This window comes from Noviherbaspirillum sp., assembly GCF_035627455.1.
GTDB lineage: Bacteria > Pseudomonadota > Gammaproteobacteria > Burkholderiales > Burkholderiaceae_D > Noviherbaspirillum.
In genome coordinates this window covers 19,687-39,185 of record NZ_DASPLS010000065.1, presented here as the reverse complement: position 1 = coordinate 39,185, position 19,499 = coordinate 19,687, and the positions used below count along the sequence as shown (strand labels likewise).

At 61.4% G+C, this 19,499-nt stretch carries 19 protein-coding genes and 1 tRNA gene; 6 read left to right on the top strand and 14 right to left on the bottom strand.

The genetic code is table 11. The features are described from left to right. Nucleotides 1-2 precede the first annotated feature (2 nt). From VEC01_RS12265 to VEC01_RS12245, 5 genes are all read right to left on the bottom strand, one after another. On the bottom strand, nt 3-362 hold the full coding sequence (locus VEC01_RS12265; RefSeq protein WP_324901149.1) for an NADH-quinone oxidoreductase subunit A: 360 nt from the start codon (nt 360-362) through the stop codon (nt 3-5). Between the two features lie 92 nt (nt 363-454). Further along, a tRNA-Leu gene (locus VEC01_RS12260) sits at nt 455-539 on the bottom strand. 75 nt (nt 540-614) lie between these two features. Continuing rightward, on the bottom strand, nt 615-1,013 hold the full coding sequence (gene secG, locus VEC01_RS12255; RefSeq protein ID WP_324901147.1) for a preprotein translocase subunit SecG: 399 nt from the start codon (nt 1,011-1,013) through the stop codon (nt 615-617). 51 nt (nt 1,014-1,064) lie between these two features. Continuing rightward, on the bottom strand, nt 1,065-1,811 hold the full coding sequence (gene tpiA / locus VEC01_RS12250) for a triose-phosphate isomerase (RefSeq protein WP_324901146.1): 747 nt from the start codon (nt 1,809-1,811) through the stop codon (nt 1,065-1,067). 134 nt (nt 1,812-1,945) lie between these two features. Beyond that, complete coding sequence (locus tag VEC01_RS12245; RefSeq protein WP_324901144.1) at nt 1,946-2,926, bottom strand: NAD(P)H-quinone oxidoreductase; 981 nt, start codon at nt 2,924-2,926, stop codon at nt 1,946-1,948. Between the two features lie 254 nt (nt 2,927-3,180). Between VEC01_RS12245 and VEC01_RS12240 the strand changes: the two genes are divergently transcribed. Further along, a complete protein-coding gene (locus VEC01_RS12240; protein ID WP_324901143.1) occupies nt 3,181-5,475 on the top strand; it encodes a diguanylate cyclase domain-containing protein in 2,295 nt (764 codons plus the stop codon). 72 nt (nt 5,476-5,547) lie between these two features. Here the strand turns inward: VEC01_RS12240 and pnp are convergent, their stop codons facing one another. Beyond that, on the bottom strand, nt 5,548-7,677 hold the full coding sequence (gene pnp, locus VEC01_RS12235; protein WP_324901142.1) for a polyribonucleotide nucleotidyltransferase: 2,130 nt from the start codon (nt 7,675-7,677) through the stop codon (nt 5,548-5,550). Nucleotides 7,678-7,873: 196 nt separating this feature from the next. Continuing rightward, on the bottom strand, nt 7,874-8,143 hold the full coding sequence (rpsO, locus tag VEC01_RS12230; protein ID WP_324901140.1) for a 30S ribosomal protein S15: 270 nt from the start codon (nt 8,141-8,143) through the stop codon (nt 7,874-7,876). 180 nt (nt 8,144-8,323) lie between these two features. Here rpsO and VEC01_RS12225 point away from each other — a divergent pair, with 180 nt between their 5' ends. Beyond that, the gene (locus VEC01_RS12225; RefSeq protein WP_324901139.1) at nt 8,324-8,839 is read left to right on the top strand and encodes a hypothetical protein; all 516 of its coding nucleotides are present in this window, start codon (nt 8,324-8,326) and stop codon (nt 8,837-8,839) included. Nucleotides 8,840-8,894: 55 nt separating this feature from the next. Here VEC01_RS12225 and VEC01_RS12220 read toward each other — a convergent pair whose 3' ends face one another. The 7 genes from VEC01_RS12220 to VEC01_RS12190 form a co-directional block, all read right to left on the bottom strand. After that, nucleotides 8,895-10,433 carry a 2-isopropylmalate synthase gene (locus tag VEC01_RS12220; RefSeq protein WP_324901137.1) on the bottom strand — a complete coding sequence of 513 codons (1,539 nt, stop codon included), beginning with the start codon at nt 10,431-10,433 and terminating at the stop codon, nt 8,895-8,897. Between the two features lie 344 nt (nt 10,434-10,777). Next, nucleotides 10,778-11,659, bottom strand: a complete 882-nt coding sequence (pssA, locus tag VEC01_RS12215; RefSeq protein WP_324901136.1) for a CDP-diacylglycerol--serine O-phosphatidyltransferase — start codon at nt 11,657-11,659, stop codon at nt 10,778-10,780. 32 nt (nt 11,660-11,691) lie between these two features. Next, nucleotides 11,692-12,315 (bottom strand): phosphatidylserine decarboxylase, encoded by a 624-nt coding sequence (locus VEC01_RS12210; protein WP_324901135.1) that lies wholly within the window; start codon nt 12,313-12,315, stop codon nt 11,692-11,694. A 147-nt stretch (nt 12,316-12,462) separates the two neighbouring features. Next, nucleotides 12,463-13,215 (bottom strand): SIMPL domain-containing protein, encoded by a 753-nt coding sequence (locus VEC01_RS12205; RefSeq protein WP_324901134.1) that lies wholly within the window; start codon nt 13,213-13,215, stop codon nt 12,463-12,465. A gap of 380 nt (nt 13,216-13,595) precedes the next feature. Next, nucleotides 13,596-14,612: a ketol-acid reductoisomerase gene (ilvC, locus tag VEC01_RS12200; protein WP_324901132.1), complete on the bottom strand. Its 1,017-nt coding sequence runs from the start codon at nt 14,610-14,612 to the stop codon at nt 13,596-13,598. Between the two features lie 36 nt (nt 14,613-14,648). Then, a complete protein-coding gene (gene ilvN, locus VEC01_RS12195) occupies nt 14,649-15,140 on the bottom strand; it encodes an acetolactate synthase small subunit (protein WP_324901130.1) in 492 nt (163 codons plus the stop codon). Next, nucleotides 15,140-16,855, bottom strand: a complete 1,716-nt coding sequence (locus tag VEC01_RS12190) for an acetolactate synthase 3 catalytic subunit (RefSeq protein ID WP_324901129.1) — start codon at nt 16,853-16,855, stop codon at nt 15,140-15,142. Before VEC01_RS12190 ends, ilvN begins: the two co-directional genes overlap by 1 nt. 507 nt (nt 16,856-17,362) lie before the next feature. Here VEC01_RS12190 and VEC01_RS12185 point away from each other — a divergent pair. Genes VEC01_RS12185 through VEC01_RS12170 form a run of 4 tightly spaced genes read left to right on the top strand, consistent with a single transcriptional unit; the run spans nt 17,363 to nt 19,469 of the window. Further along, nucleotides 17,363-17,932 (top strand): RNA polymerase sigma factor, encoded by a 570-nt coding sequence (locus VEC01_RS12185; RefSeq protein ID WP_324901127.1) that lies wholly within the window; start codon nt 17,363-17,365, stop codon nt 17,930-17,932. Beyond that, nucleotides 17,929-18,333 (top strand): DUF3619 family protein, encoded by a 405-nt coding sequence (locus tag VEC01_RS12180; RefSeq protein ID WP_324901126.1) that lies wholly within the window; start codon nt 17,929-17,931, stop codon nt 18,331-18,333. Before VEC01_RS12185 ends, VEC01_RS12180 begins: the two co-directional genes overlap by 4 nt. Continuing rightward, nucleotides 18,330-18,980 (top strand): DUF3106 domain-containing protein, encoded by a 651-nt coding sequence (locus VEC01_RS12175; RefSeq protein ID WP_324901125.1) that lies wholly within the window; start codon nt 18,330-18,332, stop codon nt 18,978-18,980. Before VEC01_RS12180 ends, VEC01_RS12175 begins: the two co-directional genes overlap by 4 nt. Before the next feature lie 6 nt (nt 18,981-18,986). After that, nucleotides 18,987-19,469 (top strand): RDD family protein, encoded by a 483-nt coding sequence (locus tag VEC01_RS12170; RefSeq protein ID WP_324901123.1) that lies wholly within the window; start codon nt 18,987-18,989, stop codon nt 19,467-19,469. The last annotated feature ends 30 nt before the right edge of the window (nt 19,470-19,499 follow it).

Below are 19,499 nucleotides of genomic sequence, written 5' to 3'. Positions count from 1 at the left end.
ACTTACTCCCAATCCAGAGCGCCCTTCTTCCAGATGTACCAGAACCCGACGACGAATTCGGCGATAAACACCATCATCGTGAGGAAGCCCGGCCATCCGAGGTCTCGCATCGCGACACCCCACGGGAAGAAAAATGCGGTTTCCAGATCGAACAAGATAAACAGGATGGCGACAAGGTAGTAGCGCACGTCGAACTTCATACGCGCGTCTTCAAACGCCTCGAAGCCGCATTCGTACGGAGAGAGTTTCTCAGCGTCCGGCTTGTGGGGTGCCATCACGCGACCCAGGACTTGCGGAACGATGCCGACGCCGATGCCGACAAGAATAAACAGGAGTACGGGGAAGTAATTTTCGAGGTTCACGATGGGGGGCCTAGTTGAATGATTTGCAAATCAAACCAAGATTCCTCGATAAAAAGCCAGCTCAGGAAACTCCCTCGCTGGCCTTATTTTATTGGTGCCGACGGCGAGACTCGAACTCGCACAGCTTTCGCCACTACCCCCTCAAGATAGCGTGTCTACCAATTTCACCACGTCGGCTTAAAGACTAGTATTTTACCCTGCTTTAGAGCTTTTGTTCAACGCACAATTGCTCCAAATCAAGACGAATTCCAATTATTTTGGTATCTGGTTCGCCTGCCCTGCGTTATTCGCGGGCGCACCCGTCGCCGGTGCCGCACCACCCTGTGCCGGAGCCGGCGCATTTGCCGCCGGAGCCGCGGGAGCTGCAGGTGCCGCAGGAAGGTTTTCCATCACGCCGCCGCTTACCGGCGCGCGCTTGTTGCCGACAAATGCGAGTGCCAGCGTCGCACTGAAGAAAATCGCGGCCGCGACCGCGGTCGACTTCGACAGGAAGTTCGACGAACCGGTGGCACCGAACAGGCTGCCAGAGGCGCCGGAACCAAAGGCAGCGCCCATGTCGGCGCCCTTGCCGTGCTGGAGAAGGACCAGCCCGATGATCGCCAGGGCGGACACCACCTGAACCACGACGATGAGTGTGAACATTGCGTTCATTGCATGCTTTCCAATCTAAAATGAATTCTGTGCGACTGCCCGTATCGCGGCTTACGCGGCCGCGACAATGGCGAGAAAATCGGCCGCCTTGAGGGAGGCGCCGCCGATCAGGCCGCCGTCGATGTCCGGCATTGCGAGCAGCTCTTTTGCGTTATCCGGTTTCATGCTGCCGCCGTACAGGATTTGGACACGCTCCGCCGCTGCCGGGTTCTTCGCCGCAAGCCGCGCGCGCAGCATTGCGTGCACTTCCTGCGCCATCTCCGGCGTGGCGGTCTTGCCGGTGCCGATTGCCCACACCGGCTCGTACGCGATCACGATGTTGCCGAGCTCGTCGCCGGACAGCGCCGCAAGGACCGCATCGACTTGCGCGCCCACCACTGCCGCCGTGTTGCCCGATTCGCGCTCCGCCAGCGATTCGCCCACGCAAACGATCGGAGTCAGTCCCGACTTGAGCGCCCTCACCGTCTTCTGCGCCACCAGCTCATTGCTCTCGCCATGGTAGGTACGGCGCTCCGAATGGCCGACGATCGCATAGGCGCAACCGAAGTCCAGAAGCATCGCAGCCGATACCTCGCCGGTATACGCGCCCGCCTCGTGCACCGACAGGTCCTGCGCGCCCCACCCGACCGCACTGCCGGCAAGCGCCGACTGGCATTGCGCGAAGTAAGGCGCGGGAACACACACCGCCACGGCGCATGCCGCGTTGCCAAGGCCGTCCTTGATACCTTGCAAAAGAACAGCATTGGCAGCCTGGCTGCCATTCATCTTCCAGTTACCGGCGATTAGTTTGCGACGCATAGAGGGTCCGAATTTGCAATAACCCTAGATTTTAGCGCGACGCAACAAGGCAGGTCAAACCGAGCGACCTGCTACGACCGGAGAGATGCGGCGAGGTTCCCCGAATTCTCCGGATTTTGCAGCGCTTCGACAGGTCAGCCGACCTGCAGCACGATTTTGCCAATGTGCCCGCTGGACTCCATCAACATATGCGCCTGCACCGCTTCTTCAAGTGGAAAAACGCGGTAGACCACCGGCTTGATCCGCCCCGATTCGAGCAGAGGCCAGACATGCGCCTTCAGCTTTTCCGCAATCGCGTGCTTGAACTCCACCGTCCGGGGCCGCAAAGTGGAGCCGGTAATGGTCAACCTCCGCCTCAGGACCTGCCCCAGGTCCACCGTCGCCTTGGCCCCGCCCAGCAGCGCGATCACCGCGATCCGGCCGTCATCGGCGAGGCAATCGATCTCGCGCGCCGCGTACGCGCCGGCCACCATATCGAGGATCACATCCACGCCCTTGCCGCCGGTTTCCGCCTTGACCACTTCGACAAAGTCCTCAGTCCGGTAATTGATCGCACGCGCCGCGCCGAGCGCTTCGCACGCGCGGCATTTCTCGTCGCTGCCTGCGGTCGCAAACACGCGATGACCGAATGCCGCAGCCATCTGGATCGCGGTCACACCGATTCCCGAACTGCCCCCCTGCACGAGAAAGGTCTCGTCGCCCGAAAGACGGGCGCGGTCGAATACATTGCTCCACACCGTGAAAAAGGTTTCGGGCAGCGATGCCGCTTCGACCGCGCTTAATCCCGCCGGCGCCGGCAGGCATTGCTTGAGCGGCGCGATGCAGTATTCCGCATAGCCGCCGCCCTGGACCAGCGCGCATACCAGATCGCCGTTCTTGAAGTCGCTCCCCGCCAGGTTACCGCCGACGATTTCACCCGCGACTTCCAGGCCGGGCAGATCCGATGCGCCCGGCGGCACCGGGTAGTGCCCGAGCCGCTGCAGCACATCCGGCCGATTCACGCCGGCGGCGCGCACCTTGATCAGCACTTCGCCGTCTTTGATTTCGGGCAGCGGCCTTTCGCACACACGCAGCACGTCTGGAGGGCCGGGTCTCGTAATTTCGATCGCTTTCATGATGCGCTTCTCGGTATGGACAGATCGACATTGTACGTCAGCCGCCTGCGCCGCTTGCCCCGCCCGGCCCGGCAATCACAGAAAGCATAATGTTGACGGAGCGCAACATGAGGGAGAGGGTTTGGACGAAGAATCGGTAATCGATTACCGCTTGAAGTTGTTACAGGACTACTTGCCAAGTTACAAAAAAGCGGGAACCAAACCGTATCGATAATTTCCAACAGGCAATCACCGTTACCTTTAGGCAAGCCAAAATGCCATCCCGAATTGACGCGCAGATTGACAAGCCAGCCGGAGAAGCGGAAGCGCTCCTGTCCGCGCTGAACGAGCGTCTTTGCCTCGCTCTCGAAGCCTCGCGCCAGGTTGCATTCGACTGGTTCATCGCGGAAGACCGCCTGCATTTCAGCGGCGTGTTTTCTGACGACCTGAAAGCGTTGATGCTCGATACCTCCCGGGTCTGGACGTCGCGCGACCTGCCGGCCGTTATCCACCCTGAAGACCGCGCACTTTTCCGCGGACGGCTCCACCAGGCGCTGAAGGGACAGGACAGCCGAAGCGAAGCGTATTACCAGGTCGAGCTGCGCATGAAGGATGCGCTTTGCAGCTGGCGCTGGGTCAATGTCGCAGGCCGCATCGTGGAACGGGATGACGCGGGCCGCGCGCGACGCATGGTGGGCACTTTCTCCGACATCGAACACAGGAAACAGGCGGAACACAAGAATGCGCAGCTGCTCGGCAGCGAGCAGTTCAAGAGCGCGATCCTGACCGCCGCTCCCGATTGCATCGTTTCAATCGATGGATGCGGGAAAATCATCAGCTTCAACCAGGCAGCTGAACAGACCTTCGGATACCGCAGCGAAGACGTTCTCGGTTGCGACCTGGCCGACATCATCATCCCGCCCGAGTGGCGACAGCAGCACCGCCAGGGTGTCGAGCGCGTGCTGGCAACCGGGGAAAGCACGCTGCTGAACCGGCGCATCGAGCTGACCGCAATGCGCGCCGACGGCAGCAGCTTTCCTGTCGAACTGGCAGTGGTTGCCCTGCAGGTACAGGGCGAGCGGATGTTCACCGCTTTCATCCGCGACATTTCCCATTCCAAGCGCAGCCAGGCGATGCTGAAAGACAGCGCGGTGCGCTATCGCCAGCTCGTCGAACTTTCGCCGGAAGCAACCTTTGTGTACCGCAACGGGAAAATCGCCCTCTTCAACCAGGCCGCCAGCCGCCTGCTCGGTGTGCGCGACCCTGCGGGCCTGATGGGCCGCAGCATGTTCGACTTCATCCATCCGGACCACCATCCGCTGTATCACGAGCGGGCGCGCCTGACACCGCAGGAAGCGCAGCCCACGCCATTCCTGGAGCAGGTATGGCTGCGCGCGGACGGAACTGCGTTCGATGCAGAGATCGGGGCCACCAACCTGATCTACAACGGCAAGCCATCGGTGCAGGTGGTGGTGCGCGACATCACGGAACGCAAGCGCGCGGAAGCGCTGCAGCTCGGGCAGAACCAGATCCTTAACATGGTCGCAACCGGCGCGTCGCTGCCGGAAATCCTGCATGCAATCGCACTGTTCGTCGAAAAGCAATCCGGCCGGGGCCTGTGTTCCATCCTGCTTTGCAATGGCGACGGAACCGCGCTGGTCGACCGGGTAGCGCCGAGCCTGCCGGCGTCCTTCCGCGAGCAGGCGCGTGACATGCGCATCGGCCCATGCCAATGCTCCTGCGGGACGGCCGCGTTTCGCGGGGAGCCGGTCATTGTCACCGACATCGCAAGCGACCCGCTCTGGGCCTCGTGGCGGGAACTTGCGATCGAACACGGCCTGAAAGCCTGCACCTCCTGGCCGATCATCGGGAAGAACAGGAAAGTGCTCGGCACCTTCGCGCTCTACTTCAAGGAAAGCGCAGCCCCGGCGAAGACCGACCTGCAGCTGTTCGGCATCTGCACCAATCTTGCCGGCATCGCGATCGAAAGCCGGGTGTCGGAAGAGAGAATCCGCTATCTCGCGCACTACGACGGCCTCACGTCGCTGCCGAACCGCTTCCTGTTCAAGGAGTACCTGGACCTGGCGCTGCGCAACGCGCGCCGCCACGCAAACAAGTTTGCGGTGCTGTTCCTCGACCTCGACCGCTTCAAGGAAATCAACGACACGCTGGGCCATGATGCCGGCGATCTCGTGCTGCGTGAAATGGCGAGGCGCCTGCGCGACTGCCTGCGGCATACCGACAAGATCGCGCGCATGGGCGGCGATGAGTTCTACGTGCTGATCGAGGAACTGGACGACGGCCGCTACGCGGCGGACGTCGCGCAAAAACTGGTCGAAGCTGCCGCCAGGCCGGTTTGTATCGGCGGACGGGAGCACAGCCTGAGCGCAAGCATCGGCATCGCGATCTATCCGGACGACGGCAGCGACGGGCAGATGCTGCTGAAGAATGCCGACAAGGCGATGTACCGCGCGAAGGACATGGGAAAGAACGCGTTCCAGTCCTTCTCGCCGCTGAAACCGCGGCCGGCGCCGTCACCGGCGCACGCGAATACCTGCCGCCTCTCCTGAACCGACGCTGGCAACAAAAAAAGCCGCCCCTGCTTGCACAGGGGCGGCTCGTTGCTTCTTGCGACGGTGCGCTTATTGCTGCTGCTGCGCGGCGGCGCCTTCTTCCGCGGCTGCGGCCTTCATCGACAGCTTCAGGCGGCCGCGGTCATCGGTCTCGAGAACCTTGACGCGAACCTGCTGGCCTTCCTTCAGGTAATCGGCCACCGCATTCACACGCTCGTTGGCGATCTGGCTGATGTGCAGCAGGCCATCCTTGCCCGGCATGACCTGGACGATCGCACCGAAGTCGAGCAGCTTGAGCACGGTGCCGTCGTAGGTCTTGCCCACTTCGACCGATGCCGTCAGCTCTTCGATGCGGCGCTTGGCTTCCTGGCCGGCTGCCGCATCCACCGAGGCGATGGTTACCACGCCTTCGTCGGTGATGTCGATCTGCGTGCCGGTTTCTTCGGTCAGCGCACGGATCACCGCACCGCCCTTGCCGATCACGTCGCGGATCTTCTCCGGGTTGATGCGGATGGTGATCAGGCGCGGCGCGAAGTTGGACAGCTCGGTCTTGCCGACCGGCATCGCTTCCTGCATCTTCGCCAGGATATGCATGCGGCCTTCCTTGGCCTGGGCCAGCGCGACCTGCATGATCTCCTTGGTGATGCCCTGGATCTTGATGTCCATCTGCAGGGCCGTCACGCCGTTGGCGGTACCCGCCACCTTGAAGTCCATGTCGCCGAGATGGTCCTCGTCACCGAGGATGTCGGTCAGCACCGCGAACTTGTTGCCGTCCTTGATCAGGCCCATTGCGATACCGGCAACATGTGCCTTCATCGGCACGCCGGCATCCATCAGCGCCAGGCAGCCGCCGCAGACGGACGCCATCGAGGACGAGCCGTTGGACTCGGTGATCTCGGACACCAGGCGCACGGAATAGCTGAACTCTTCCGGTGCGGGCAGCGCCGCCTGCAGCGCGCGCTTGGCAAGGCGGCCGTGGCCGATCTCGCGGCGCTTCGGCGAACCGACGCGGCCGGTCTCGCCGGTGGCGAACGGCGGCATGTTGTAGTGGAGCATGAAGCGATCGGAATACTCGCCCATCAGCGCGTCGATCTTTTGCTCGTCGCGTGCGGTACCGAGGGTGGCAACCACCAGCGCCTGGGTTTCGCCGCGGGTAAACAGCGCCGAACCGTGGGTACGCGGCAGCACCGAGGTGCGGATCGTGATCGGGCGCACGGTACGGGTATCGCGACCGTCGATGCGCGGCTCGCCTTCGAGGATCTGGGAACGAACGATCTTCGCTTCCATGTCGAACAGGATGTTGCCGACTTCGACGGAATCGGGAGCTGCGGCGCCGGCCGCTGCGGCTTCCGCCGCCAACGCGGCGTTCACTTCGGCCGACACGGTATTGAGCTTGGCGGTACGCGCCTGCTTGTCCTTGGTCTGGTAGGCTTCGCGCAGCTTGGCTTCGGCCAGCTGCGTCACGCGCGCGATCAGCGCTTCGTTCTTCGCCGCCGGCGCCCATTCGACTTCCGGCTTGCCGCCGTCGCGCACCAGCTCGTGGATCGCGTCGATCACGACCTTCATCTGCTCGTGGCCGTAGACCACGGCGCCCAGCATCACTTCTTCGGAGAGCTGGTTGGCTTCGGATTCCACCATCAGCACGGCTTGCTCGGTGCCGGCGACCACCAGGTCGAGCTGCGAGCTGGCCATCTGGGTACTGGTCGGGTTCAGCACGTACTGGCCGTCGACATAGCCGACGCGGGCAGCGCCCAGCGGACCGCTGAAGGGAATGCCGGCAACGCAGATGGCGGCGGAAGCGCCGATCATGGAGGCGATGTCCGGATCGATCTCGGGATTGACGGACAGGACATGGATGATGACCTGCACTTCATTCATGTAGCCTTCCGGGAACAGCGGGCGGATCGGACGGTCGATCAGGCGCGAGGTCAGCGTCTCCTTTTCCGACGGACGGCCTTCGCGCTTGAAGAAGCCCCCGGGAATGCGGCCGGCCGCGTAGCTCTTCTCGACATAGTCGACGGTCAGCGGGAAAAAGTCCTGGCCCGGCTTGACATCCTTCTTCGCAACGACGGTTGCCAGCACGACGGTGTCTTCGATCGAGACAACCACGGCACCGGATGCCTGACGGGCGATTTCGCCGGTCTCCAGCGTGACGGTATGCTGGCCGTACTGGAAGGTCTTGGTAACTTTATTGAACACGGTGTTTCCTTTCTATTTTTGCCGACAGATTTTCAGGCGCTGTCGTTCACCTCACCACGAACGGCCGCCACGCATGGCATGCCGTCTATACTGCTTGCTGCGGAATCGCTTCGAATTACAAACCACAAAATGGCAAAATGCCTGCATCAGAGACTGACGCAGGCATTTTTTCTATAACCGGGCGAGGCGCAATGAATTACTTGCGCAGGCCGAGTTTTTCAATCAGGGCGCGGTAACGGGTGGCGTCCTTGCCCTTCAGGTAGGACAGCAGACGCTTACGGCGGTTAACCATCATGATCAGGCCGCGGCGGGAGTGGTGATCCTTGGCGTGGGCCTTGAAGTGATTGTTGAGTTCGTTGATACGGGCGGTCAGCAGTGCAACCTGCACTTCCGGGGAGCCGGTATCGTTCGTACCGCGGGCGTTATCCGCAATGATTGCGGCCTTGTTGATGTTTTCGATGGACATGGAATACCTTTCACATGCGGTGTACGGAGTCGCAACCCCAAGCACCGTGAACAATTGACAAAAAACCTTGGTCAAATCGACCAAGACGCGCAGTATAGCGGAAATGGCCCGGCTATTCAAACACTTACGCCGCCGACTTCGGTAGCCGCCGTTATTGCCCGCGATGCCGGAGAACCTGCCATGAAACCCCGCTCAGCGATTGCCATTTCATTAATGCTTGCCACGCTTGCCGGTTGCGCCACCTTGTTCCCGGCCCCGGTGAACGTGGGGGACGCGGAATCCGACGTGATCGCCAAGCGCGGGCAGCCGACGCGCCGTTACCAGGACGGCAAGGATCAGCTGCTGGAATATGCACTCGGTCCCTGGGGGCAGAGAACCTATATGGCGCGCATCGGCCCGGACGGGAAAGTCGTTTCGTTTGAGCAAGTCTTAACTACGCGGAAGTTCGGCACCATCAAGGTTGGAGAAGCAACGAAAGAAACGGTACTGCGCAGCATTGGAAGCCCGAGCGACACCTCCTACCTGCCGCTGCGCGACCTCGAGGTATGGTCCTATCCGTACAAGGAAGCCGATGTCTGGAACTCGATCATGCACGTCCATTTCGACCGGTCCGGCGTGGTGCGCCAGATGATGAACGGCCCCGACCCGCGTTTCGATCCTGACCTGCGTTTCCCGTTCAGCCTGGCGCCCCGATAGCGCAAATGAAAAAGCGCCTGCGATGCAGGCGCTTTTTCTTCGGGAGCGACCGGGGTCAGAGTTGCGGATTGAGCTTGTCGACCTTGGAGTGCAGCTTGTTCAATGCCGACAGGTAAGCCTTGGCAGACGCCACCACGATATCCGGATCGGCGCCGACACCGTTGACGATGCGGCCGGATTTCGACAGGCGCATCGTGACCTCGCCCTGCGACTCCGTGCCGGTCGTGATCGCGTTGACGGAAAACAGCAGCAGCTCGGCACCGCTCCTGGCTTCCGATTCGATCGCGTTCACCGTGGCATCGACCGGACCATTGCCTTTCCCTTCGCAGGCAAGTTCCTTGCCGCCCATCGTAAACACCACTTTCGCGGCCGGCTTTTCACCGGTCTCGGAATGCTGGCGCAGCGATACAAAACGGTAGTGCTCGTTGTCGTGCGAGTGCTGCTCGTCCGACACCAGCGCGATGATGTCTTCATCGAAGATTTCCGCCTTGCGGTCGGCGAGCTCCTTGAAGCGCGCGAACGCCGCATTCACTTCCGTCTCCGACTCCAGTTCGATGCCCAGTTCCTCGAGACGCTGCTTGAACGCGTTGCGTCCGGACAGCTTGCCAAGCACGATCTTGTTCGCGGTCCAGCCGACTTCTTCGGCCCGCATGATCTCGTAGGTATCGCGCGCCTTGAGCACGCCATCCTGGTGGATGCCCGACGCATGGGCGAACGCATTGGCGCCGACCACCGCCTTGTTCGGCTGCACGGCGAAGCCGGTGATCTGGGAGACCAGCTTCGATGCCGGCACGATCTGGGTAGTGTCGACGCCGACGTCGAGCTTGAAGTAATCCTTGCGAGTCCTCACCGCCATCACGACTTCTTCCAGAGAGGTGTTGCCGGCACGCTCGCCCAGGCCGTTGATGGTGCACTCGACCTGCCGCGCGCCGCCGATCATGATCCCCGCCAGCGAGTTCGCCACCGCCATGCCGAGGTCGTTATGGCAGTGCACCGACCAGACCGCCTTGTCAGCATTCGGAATGCGCTCGCGCAGTGTCTTGATCATGTTGCCGTACAACTCGGGCACGCCATAGCCGACGGTGTCGGCGAAGTTGATGGTGGTGGCGCCTTCGTCGATCACGGTTTCCAGCACGCGGCAAAGGAAATCCATGTCGGAACGGCTGCCGTCCTCCGGGCTGAACTCGACATCGTCGGTGAAATTGCGGGCGAAGCGCACCGCCTGCCTGGCCTGCTCCAGCACCTGGTCAGGCGTCATGCGCAGCTTCTTTTCCATGTGCAGCGGCGAGGTTGCGATGAAGGTGTGGATGCGTTTGCGCGCGGCGGGCGCGAGTGCCTCGGCGGCACGGGAAATGTCGCGATCGTTGGCGCGCGACAGCGAACAGACCGTGGAATCCTTGATGACACCGGCGATCGCCCTGATCGCTTCGAAATCCCCGGGGGAGGCGGCAGCGAAACCGGCTTCGATCACGTCAACCCGCAGGCGTTCCAGTTGCCGGGCGATGCGGATTTTTTCATCCTTGGTCATCGACGCGCCGGGCGACTGTTCGCCGTCACGCAAGGTGGTATCGAAAATGATCAGTTTGTCTGCCATGCTGCTCTCCTTTAGGAAAATTCGAATTCGGTTTGTTCTTGATGGTTCTTCGCCTGCCCTTGTCGAGATGACATGAGCCAGGCACTGCACAAATTGTGGGGGTATGGGATTTAGCGCGCGTTAACGCACTAGTAGGAACAGCGGCAGCAGCAGGCCTTGCAGGAGGCTGCTGGAGAGTACGGATGCGGAAATGTGGATTTCGCGGAACATGTGGAAAACTATAAGCGGAATCCCGGAAAAGTGCAACCTGCAGGCAAAAACCGGAATTCCGGCGTTTTTTTCCACCTCCCGCTCACACAATTGCGGCGCGGCGCCGCATTTTCGGCAAGCGCCGGGACTGCATTTCAGTCTTTCGCTTCGTGCATCTCGGACTCGGAGGTCTGCACGATGCTGACGGGCTTGCCCTTCGACAAGCGCCAGAAGAACACGGCGTAGCCGGAGAGGCCGTACAGCACGAACATGCCGAACAAGACCTTCGGCGGGTCGCTCGATACCAGCACGAAGATGAGAACGATGACAAAGATCGCAATGAACGGCACCGACTTGCGGAAGTTGATTTCCTTGAAGCTGTAGAACGGCACATTGGTGACCATCGTCAGACCAGCATAGAGCGTGATCGTCCATGCAAACCAGCTCAGGTCCGGTCCGGCGAAACCGAGATCGTGCATCAGCCACACGAAACCCGTCACCAGCGCGGCCGCGGCCGGGCTGGGCAAGCCCTGGAAGTAGCGCTTGTCGACCACGCCGATATTCGTATTGAAGCGCGCCAGCCGCAGTGCCGCCCCGGCGCAATAGACGAAGGCGGCAAGCCATCCCAGCTTCCCCATGCCGCGCAGCGACCATTCGTAGACCACGAGCGCCGGCGCGGCGCCGAAGGACAGCATGTCGGACAGGCTGTCATACTGCGCGCCGAACTCGCTCTGCGTGTTGGTCAGGCGCGCGACGCGCCCGTCGACGCTGTCGAGCAGCATCGCGGCGAAGATCGCGACTGCGGCGTAGTCGAACTTCAGGTTCATCGCCATCACAATGGCGAAAAAGCCGCAGAACAGGTTCGCGGTGGTAAAGGCGTTCGGAAGCAGGTAGATCCCGCGTCGCCGCAGCGTCGGCGGCGCGACCGGTCCCTCCCCTTCGATCTGGGGATGATGCAGCGTGCGCTTGTTTGCGCGTGCCGCCTTGGGGAATGCGCCGGCGTTGGTCTTCGCTTTGCGACGGTTGAAAGTTGCCATTCCGAATCCGTTTCAATGGTATGCAGATAAGATCACAACTCGGCCAGAATTGTTTCGGTTGCGGAGACTTTGTCGCCCACGCTGACCTTTGGCATCGCGAGCAGCGGCAAGTAGACATCGACGCGCGACCCGAAGCGTACGAAGCCGTAACGCTGGCCGCGCTCTAGCACGTCGCCCGCCTTCACCGAGCAGAGGATGCGGCGCGCGAGCATGCCCGCCACCTGCACGCAGGTGACCGTCTGACCATTGTCGGCCGCGATCACCAGCGCATTGCGCTCATTCTCGGACGATGTCTCGGCAGCCTTGCCGGGGAAATACTGGAGTGCCTGAACGCGCCCGTCCACCGGGGCGCGGTTGGAATGCACGTTGAAGATGCTCATGAACACGCTGATCTTGAGCGCGTCGCGCCCGGCATAGGGATCGCGCGCCTTTTCCACTACGACGACGCGGCCGTCGGCCGGCGACAGCACCGTGTTCGGCTTCTGCGGCGCCTGGCGCGCAGGATCACGAAAAGCCTGAAGAACGGCGAGAGCGATCAGCCAGAACAGGAGCGACCACGCGCCGGCGACCGCGCTGACGGCCAGCGCGAAGACAACGGCAATCCCGAGAACAGGCCAGCCTTCGCGGGCAATGACGGGATGTGGATAATTGTTCAACTTTGCTCCGTTCGATGGTGAAAAGCAAAAAGCGTGGCTATTCTAGACGAGCAGCCCGCAAATGTAACGCTTCAGCATGCTTTTCCTGCAAGCGCCAGGTATCTGCGCGCCATTTACTGCCCCGTCGCCCAGCGTAGTGCGGCGCCACTACTTGAAACGGACCTTGGCGACCACGCGCAGGCCCAGCGTCGTTTCGCCCGGCTCGAAACTCGGCTCCTGGACCTCCACCGACTCCTGCATCGCCATCGGCGCGGCGCGCATCGCCTTCGACGCATGGGCTTCCTGCGCATACGCGCCTGAGGCCTCGAAGTCCACCGTATCCATCACGGCATCGGCCGGACTGCGGCCCATCGCCTTGGCGATCGCGGCGATGCGGTCGGTCAGGTTCCTGTACGCCACTGCGATGCGCTGCTCGTCGATCTTTCTCGTCGTGGCTTCAGTCAAGCCGAAGCGCAGGCTGTTGAGCGCCAGCACGCGCTGTGCCGACGCCACGGTTCTCGGCAGGGCTTCAAGATTGGGCGTGACCACATCAAGATACTGGCCGACGCGCCACGCAATAATTTGCGGGGGACGGCTGCCCTGGCGTGGCTGCGGTTCATCCGAATACACCGGATAGGTGTAATAGCCGCGCGTTTTCAGGACGGCCTGCGGATCCTCCTTTCTGACAATTTCGGTTCCCTGCCTCATCTTCTGATTCACGCGCGAGGCGGCTGCGGTCTTGTCCTTGTCCTGCTCCTCGATCATCAAGGTCGCGCGCGCCTCGTCGTTGGGCTGCCTGACTTCGCCATAGGCCGGCACGACGACGAGGGCACCGGCGGTCTGCACCGGTACTTGCGCATGCAGGCACGCGACCCAGGCAGACAGGGCGAGAGGCAACAGGCGAATCAGAAATCGCGACATGAATTCTCCAAAAGAAAACGGGACGCCCGCGAAAGGAGCGCCCCGTTCATTTTACTCACTTCAAGCAAGCTTAACGATTACCCAAGTATTTCTTCCTGACACTTGCTCTGGTCGACAGGTCTGCTTGTCTGTCCCAAAGCCAGGAAAAAGCCGTGCCTGCGCCCGGCTTTTCGACCGAACGCGGGGAAGGCTTGCAAGCCTTTCCCGCATGATGCCATCCGGTGATCCAAGCTTAGTTCTTGGACTGGTCGACCAGCTTGTTCTTTTTGATCCAAGGCACGCGAGGTCGAAAAAAAAGCCGTGCCTGCGCACGGCTTTTCGACCGAACGCGGGGAAGGCTTGCAAGCCTTTCCCGCATGATGCCATCCGGTGATCCAAGCTTAGTTCTTGGACTGGTCGACCAGCTTGTTCTTTTTGATCCAAGGCATCATCGCGCGCAGCTTCTCGCCGACCTGTTCAATCTCGTGCTCCGCCGTCAGGCGGCGGCGCGATTGCAGCGTCGGAGCGCCGGCCTTGTTTTCCAGGATGAAGCTCTTGGCGTATTCGCCGGTCTGGATGTCCTTCAGGCACTGGCGCATCGCGTTCTTGGTGTCTTCGGTGACAACGCGCGGGCCGGTGACGTACTCGCCGTACTCCGCATTGTTGGAGATCGAGTAGTTCATGTTGGCGATGCCGCCTTCATAGATCAGGTCGACGATCAGCTTCAGTTCGTGCAGGCACTCGAAGTAAGCCATTTCCGGCGCATAGCCGGCTTCGACCAGGGTTTCGAAACCGGCCTTGATCAGCTCGACGGTACCGCCGCACAGCACGGCCTGCTCGCCGAACAGGTCGGTCTCGGTCTCTTCGCGGAAGTTGGTCTCGATAATGCCGGCACGGCCGCCGCCGTTGGCCATCGCGTACGACAGCGCGATGTCGCGGGCGCTGCCCGACTTGTCCTGGTACACCGCAACCAGATGCGGCACGCCGCCGCCCTGGGTGTAGGTGCCACGCACGGTGTGGCCCGGGGCCTTCGGCGCAACCATGATCACGTCGAGGTCGGCGCGCGGCACGACCTGGCCGTAGTGGACGTTGAAGCCGTGGGCGAATGCCAGTACCGCACCCTGCTTCGCGTTCGGAGCGACGTTTTCGTTGTAGACCTGCGCGATGTTCTCGTCCGGCAGCAGGATCATGATCACGTCGGCAGCCTTGACCGCTTCATTGACTTCCGCGACATTCAGGCCGGCGTTCTTTGCCTTCTCCCACGAAGCACCGCCCTTGCGCAGACCAACGGTGACCTTCACGCCGGAATCGTTCAGGTTCTGGGCGTGAGCGTGGCCCTGGGAACCGTAGCCGATGATGGTGACGTTCTTGCCTTTGATGAGGGACAGGTCACAGTCTTTGTCGTAGAAAACTTTCATGGATCTTCCTAACTTATGATGTTGTGGGTACTGGTATTAAACTTTGAGAATGCGCTCGCCGCGGCCGATGCCCGAGCCGCCGGTACGGACGGTTTCGAGGATCGCGGTACGGTCGATCGATTCGATGAAGGCGTCGAGCTTGGACTTGTTGCCGGTCAGTTCGATCGTGTAGGTCTTTTCCGTCACGTCGATCACGCGGCCACGGAAGATGTCCGCGGTGCGCTTCATTTCCTCGCGCTCCTTGCCGACCGCGCGCACCTTGATGAGCATCAGCTCGCGCTCGATGTGCGAGCCTTCGGTCAGGTCGACCACCTTCACGACTTCGATCAGGCGGTTCAGGTGCTTGGTGATCTGTTCGATCACGTCGTCCGAGCCGGTGGTCACGATCGTCATGCGCGACAGCGTCGGGTCTTCGGTAGGCGCCACGGTCAGGGTTTCGATGTTGTAGCCGCGCGCCGAGAACAGGCCGACCACACGCGACAGCGCGCCTGCTTCGTTTTCAAGCAAAACAGAGATGATGTGTCGCATTACAGATCCTCCGAACCCAGAAGCATTTCAGTCAAGCCCTTGCCGGCTTTCACCATCGGCCAGACGTTCTCGGTTTGATCCGTAATGAAGTTCATGAAGACCAGCCTGTCCTTCATGCCGAACGCTTCCTTCAGCGCGCCCTCCACATCGCCCGGCTTCTCGATCTTCATGCCGACGTGGCCGTAGGATTCGACCAGCATGTTGAAGTCGGGGAGCGAATCCATGTAGGACTCGGAATAGCGCGACCCGTAGTCGAGCTGCTGCCACTGCCGCACCATGCCGAGGAAGCGGTTGTTCAGCAGGACGATCTTCGGGGTCAGGTGATACTGCTTGCAAGTCGCCAGTTCCTGGATGTTCATCTGGATCGACGCTTCGCCGGTGATGCAGGCCACCGTTGCGCCCGGGTTGGCCATCTGCACGCCCATCGCATACGGCAGGCCGACGCCCATCGTGCCCAGGCCGCCGGAGTTGATCCAGCGGCGCGGCTTGTCGAAGTTGTAGTACTGCGCTGCCCACATCTGGTGCTGTCCGACGTCGGAGGTGATGAAGGCGTCGCCCCTGGTCACTTCCCACAGCTTGCGCACCACTTCCTGCGGCTTGATCACCTCGGAGGAAGTCGCGAACTTGAGGCACTCGCGGCCGCGCCACTCATTGATCTGGCGCCACCAGGCGGCCAGCGCCTGGGTGTTCGGCTTCGCTTCGGCGGCGTCGAGCTGCGACAGCAGTTCAACCAGCACGTCCTTGACGTTGCCGACGATCGGAATGTCGACCTTGACCCGCTTGGAGATCGACGACGGATCGATGTCGATATGGATGATCTTGCGCGGATGGCTGGCAAAGTGCTTCGGGTTGCCGATCACGCGGTCATCGAAGCGCGCGCCGATGGCGATCAGCACGTCGCAGTGCTGCATGGCCATGTTGGCTTCGTAGGTGCCGTGCATGCCCGGCATGCCGACGAACTTGTCGCTCGATGACCTGTAGCCGCCAAGGCCCATCAGGGTATTGGTGCAGGGATAGCCGAGCTTGTCGACCAGCTTGTTCAGTTCCTGCGAGGCGTTGGCGAGGATCACGCCGCCGCCGGTATATATCATCGGGCGTTCCGCCGCCAGCAGGAGCTGCACCGCCTTGCGGATCTGGCCGGCGTGGCCCTTGTCGACCGGGCGGTACGAGCGCATCTCGATTTCCTTCGGATACTCGTACACGCATTTCTGGACGCTCACATCCTTCGGGATGTCGACCAGCACCGGGCCCGGGCGGCCGGTAGTGGCGATGTAGAACGCCTTCTTCATCGTCGCGGCGACGTCCTTGACGTCCTTGACGAGGAAGTTGTGCTTGACGCACGGACGGGTAATGCCGACCGTGTCGCATTCCTGGAACGCATCCTGGCCGATTGCATGGGTGGGCACCTGGCCGGAGATCACCACCATCGGAATCGAGTCCATGTAGGCGGTGGCCAGGCCGGTCACCGCATTGGTGACGCCGGGGCCAGAGGTGACGATGGCGACGCCGACCTTGTTGGAGCTGCGCGAATACGCGTCGGCTGCGTGGATGGCGGCCTGTTCATGGCGCACCAGGATATGCTGGAATTTGTCTTGATTGAAGATCGCGTCGTAGATATAGAGCACTGCGCCGCCGGGATAACCGAACACATGCTCGACACCCTCTTCAGCCAGGCAGCGCACGGCTATTTCCGCGCCTGTAAGTTCTAAGCTCATTGCTTGGTTCCTTTCAAGGTCCATTGGAAATTGATCGGATGCTCTCCCCTCTCGAAACCGCTCGGAACGACAGTGCCTGGGCTTCCCTTCTTTGTGCGGTCACGCCGGTTCGTTGCGCACCCGTAGATGCGATTCAAAGCGACGCTAAACGCGACTCGTTCAGCCGGGGTACCTGAAGTGCCGGTACGGATTTCTCGCGCTTGTGGCGCGGGTTAGAGCAAACAGCTTTCAGATTGAAGCGCGTCTGATCGGAAGGCGGCATTATGCGCCGCGCATGAAAAGACAATCCTTCGGGGATGCGAAGGGACTCATAAGTTAATGCGTCGCACCATTTTGGTCAAGCAAATTCGCGCCAAAAGCCTTAGGAATCAAGCGGTTTCGGCAAAATTTGCGGACAGCGGGGGCCTTTTTTGCTAGCATGCGCACAGTTTGAAAACGGTACCGGAAAGCGCCGCTTTCGCCGCACATACTCTCTTCCAAAGCAAAAAAAGACGATAGCAGCATTGCATGGCGACTGAAAAAGAACTTTCCGAATTCCTGGAAAACGTGGAGCGCCGCGCCTTCAAACAGGCAGTCTACGCAGTCCGCAAGGACGAAGCCGCACTGGATATTGTCCAGGATGCAATGATCAAGCTGGCCGAAAAGTACGGCGACAAGCCGGCGTCAGAGCTGCCGATGCTGTTCCAGCGCATCCTGCAGAACACGATCCACGACTACTTCCGCCGTGAGAAGGTGCGCGGCACCTGGGTTACGCTGTTTTCCGGAATGGGAAACGATGTCGAGGATGCAGACGGCTTCGACCTGCTGGAAACCTATGAGGCGGAAGAAGGCAGCCAGGCGGCCGAATCGAGCGCCGACAAGGTGGAACGCAGCCAGGTTCTGGCTGTCATCGAAGAGGAGATCCAGAAGCTCCCGGCGCGTCAACGGGAGGCTTTCCTCATGCGTTATTGGCAGGATATGGATGTAGCCGAGACGGCTGCGGCGATGGGTTGTTCAGAGGGCAGCGTGAAAACGCACTGTTCCCGTGCAACGCATGCATTGGCCCAGGCACTGCGGCTCAGAGGAATCACATTATGAGCACCAGAGAATTGAATTTCGCGTACAAGGTAAGGCACGCACTCAACGAAAATCTCGACAAGTTGCCGGCGTCCACCACGGAAAAGCTGGCTTCGGCACGCAAACTTGCCTTGTCGCGCCGGAAAAAGGAATCCCGGCTGCGGGTGTTCGCGGCACGCCATGCAGTCGCCGGAGAAGCGGGAAGCTTCTTCAACGAACCGTTCTCCTGGCTGGCGCGCATGGGGCTGCTGGTCCCGCTTATCGTCCTGATTGTCGGCCTGACCAGCATCTACCAGTTCGAGCAGCAGCGCCGCATCGACGACACCGCCGAAACGGATGCGGCGGTGCTGGCAGATGAACTGCCGCTGTCGGCCTACCTCGACCACGGGTTCAATGCCTACCTGGCATCACGAGACGAATGAACATGACGCCTTCGCGCACATCACGGACCGCCCGCGCCTTGCGGGCGGTCTTCTTTCTGGCGCTCTCGTTGACCGCGGGCGCCATGCAGGCCGATACCGGGAATGCGGCGCCGCAGGCGGCCGGCAGTGCTGCCGTCGTCAAGCCCGCCTGGTCGGACCTCACCCCGGAGCAGCAGCAGGCGCTCGCGCCCCTGGCTGCAGAATGGGACTCGCTCGACGCGTTCCGGAAGAACAAGTGGCTGGCGATCGGCAACCGCTACGCGACGATGAAGCCGGAGGAACAGCAGCGCGTGCAGGAGCGCATGCGCGACTGGGTCAAGCTCACGCCCGAGCAGCGGCGCCAGGCGCGCGAGAATTACATCCGCGCGCGCAAGCTGAACCCGGACCAGAAATCCGCACAGTGGGAGCAGTATCAGCAGCTGCCGGAAGAAGAAAAGAAGAAACTGGCCGAGAAGCTGGCTGCGGAAGCCGCCGCGAAAAAGAAGGTCACCGCGCTGCCGCCGCCGTCCGAGCAGAAGAAACAGGCGAAAACCACGGTACCGCCGATCAAGGCCGCGCCCAAGCCCGTGATCGAACAATCGGTCACGCCGAAGGCGGTCAATCAGTCCGCGCTGCAGCCTGTCGTCCCGCCCCCGAACACGAAATAAGATATTTTGAACCCCCTCGCGACCCCATCCCTGAGGCGCCGCCTCGCCGCCATGGTGTATGAAGCCATGCTGCTCTTTGCCGTCCTTTTCATCGCCGACTGGTTCTTTTCCACGCTGCTCCAGCAGCGGCATGCGCTGCAGCTGCGCCACGCCGGGCAGGCATGGCTGCTGGCAGTGCTCGGTTTGTACTTCGTCTGGTTCTGGACGCATGGCGGACAGACCCTGGCAATGAAGACATGGCGGGTCAGACTGGTGACGCGCGACGGCAAGCCGCTCGGGACGCCTCGCGCGATCACGCGTTTTGCGCTCGCCTGGCTATGGCTCCTGCCCGGCCTGGTTGCCGCTTCCCTGCTTGGCGCGAAAACCTGGGGACTGCTGCTGATTCCCGGCCTCAATATCCTGGCGTGGGCGCTGACCGCATTCCTCGACCCGGAACGCCAGTTCCTGCATGACCGTATCGCCGGCACCCGCGTGGTGGCCGCCGACTGACCTCACGACGAAGCCGGCCGCCGCCGGTAT